This is a genomic window from Bradyrhizobium lablabi (assembly GCF_001440475.1).
In the GTDB taxonomy this organism is placed as follows: domain Bacteria; phylum Pseudomonadota; class Alphaproteobacteria; order Rhizobiales; family Xanthobacteraceae; genus Bradyrhizobium; species Bradyrhizobium lablabi.
The window spans coordinates 1-1,946 of sequence record NZ_LLYB01000069.1 but is presented as its reverse complement, the minus strand read 5'-3'; the positions used below and the strand labels follow the sequence as shown (position 1 = coordinate 1,946).

The 1,946-nt window shown below is 54.8% G+C and carries 3 protein-coding genes; 2 read left to right on the top strand and 1 reads right to left on the bottom strand.

All coding sequences use genetic code 11. From position 1 onward, the window contains the following. Window positions 1-234: GDP-mannose 4,6-dehydratase (locus CQ14_RS46355; RefSeq protein ID WP_245320384.1), on the bottom strand; the 234-nt coding region annotated here is incomplete at its 3' end. Window positions 235-709: 475 nt separating this feature from the next. Between CQ14_RS46355 and CQ14_RS17190 the strand changes: the two genes are divergently transcribed. Together CQ14_RS17190 and CQ14_RS47625 are read left to right on the top strand one after the other, a co-directional pair. Beyond that, window positions 710-1,366, top strand: coding sequence for an FkbM family methyltransferase (locus tag CQ14_RS17190; protein ID WP_057859050.1), 657 nt, complete (start codon window positions 710-712; stop codon window positions 1,364-1,366). A 1-nt stretch (window position 1,367) separates the two neighbouring features. Continuing rightward, window positions 1,368-1,499, top strand: coding sequence for a hypothetical protein (locus CQ14_RS47625; RefSeq protein WP_283807236.1), 132 nt, complete (start codon window positions 1,368-1,370; stop codon window positions 1,497-1,499). The last annotated feature ends 447 nt before the right edge of the window (window positions 1,500-1,946 follow it).

Here is a 1,946-nt window from a genome sequence, read left to right as displayed (position 1 = left end):
GATCAGGTTGGTCGAGTCGGTCATGTCGCCGTAATGCAGCAGGAACGGCACGTTGCGCGAATGCGGATCCTGATAGAGGTGATCGATGCGCGCGGTGTTGAACGAGGACGAGCGCCGCTTCACGCCGTGCACGGTGTAGCCAAGGCCGAGCAGATATTCGGCAAGATAGGCGCCATCCTGCCCGGTGACGCCGGTGATCAGCGCCACGCGCCGCTTTGAGTCCAGGGCCGTCATTCTCTCTCCGGTTACGCGTAAGGGAGGGCCGTCTTTTGCGAAGCCTAACTGAAAGTCGATTCAAATTAGGCAGTAGGTCGCAGAGTCAGCATCGACCTGGCATTCAATGCTGGAGCCTACCTTTTGCCTTATGCTGTGGTGCGATTGCGACGAGCTACTTTGATTTCGGCAGCAATGACATGGTACGACGCGCCTGTTGAAGAGCCCGCGATGCGCCGGCGACCGCATTTCAAAAGGCACGAGTTGATCGAGTGGCGCACATAATCCATCCGCTTATCGTTACGCCGGCACATGCACTATATATACATTGATATACATTGCGCAGGAGGGGCGTGCGTGTAATCGAGAATTCAAAGACAAAGTTCAACGGACCTCAGCGAGCCCCTGAGTAGGCAGCTGCCGAGCGCTCCAAAAGTTCTCGACAGGACTGCCGCTAGGCTTCGGCAGGGCCTCCTTTAAGAGAGTGCATATTTCCATGGAACCCACATCTTCCTTAACAGTACATCAGCAGATTGTTGGTCTTCTTCAAAAGCCGGATCCCGTTATCTTGGACATCGGCTGCAACGACGGAACCGATACGCGAAAGTTTCTCGAGCTCTGCCCGCAGGCTCAGCTCTACTGCTTTGAGCCAGATCCCCGAGCGGCTGCTCGCTTCAAGAAAAACATGGATCGGTACCTCGACAAAGTGAAGCTATTTGAGATCGCGGTCTCCGACCGAAATGGCAGGATCGATTTCCATCCAAGCAATGGAAATGGAGATGCGAAGGACTGGGATCTCTCTGGCTCGATACGCCGGCCCAAGAATCATCTCGTGGAATATGAATGGGTTCGGTTTGATCATCCCATCTCAGTTGAAACTCGACGCTTGGATGACTGGTGCAGTGAGGCGAAACTAAAACGCATCGATTTCATTTGGATGGACGTGCAGGGAGCCGAGTCCGATGTGATCGCTGGCGGCAGGCATAGCTTGAGCAACACGCGCTTCATCTACACTGAATACAGCGACCAGGAGCTCTATGAAGGGCAGAAGTCCCTGCAAGCAATTCTTGACTTGCTACCATCGTTCGAAGTCGTGACGCAGTATCCCCATGGAGCCGAGGGTGATGTCTTGCTTAGGAACACGAGCCTGTAGAATGAGCTTTGAGCGCGTGTACAAGGCCGCCGAAGACATGGTCGGCCTCGGCCAATATGGGCGAACGCTGATCGTACTTACTTGCAGTTCGGTCGGCGAGCAGGATCACGACGAAGAGGATGAACAGAACTGATCGAGAGATGGACGCCACGGTTCCGGCTCCTCAACTGCCTGCGATCAGCTCTTCGATAAGAACTGGAAAGCTCCCCTGAACGGATACCAGAACGTGGTGCTGTCCTTCGATATGCGGACAGCCATATTTTTCTCCCGCCCAATTCTAGACAAACTGAAATAGGTGTCGGTGAACCGCTTCGAAGTGCTTTAAGTCCTGTTCGCCGGCGGGAGTTCTTCATCGCTGGTGTCGCGGATTTCGCCTCGGAGGCCGCGAACTCCTTTGGCGGAGATCGCGCTTCAGAAGTCGCCGGCAACAGCGGCATACATTCTTGGCTACGCTTTGCGATAGGCCTTGATAATGGTCTTCCGGCGGTCTTCTTGCGGAGCGACCCTCTATATTGGGGGAATAGTGGATCGCTTGGTAAGCGGCAAGGAAACCCCGTCTGGCGGAGTGGGTAAGCGATCG

Bases quoted from the DNA above. Each gene is read 5' to 3' on its own strand.
- CQ14_RS17190 (WP_057859050.1), top strand. From the start codon at position 710: ATGGAACCCACATCTTCCTTAACAGTACATCAGCAGATTGTTGGTCTT.
- CQ14_RS47625 (WP_283807236.1), top strand. From the start codon at position 1,368: ATGAGCTTTGAGCGCGTGTACAAGGCCGCCGAAGACATGGTCGGCCTC.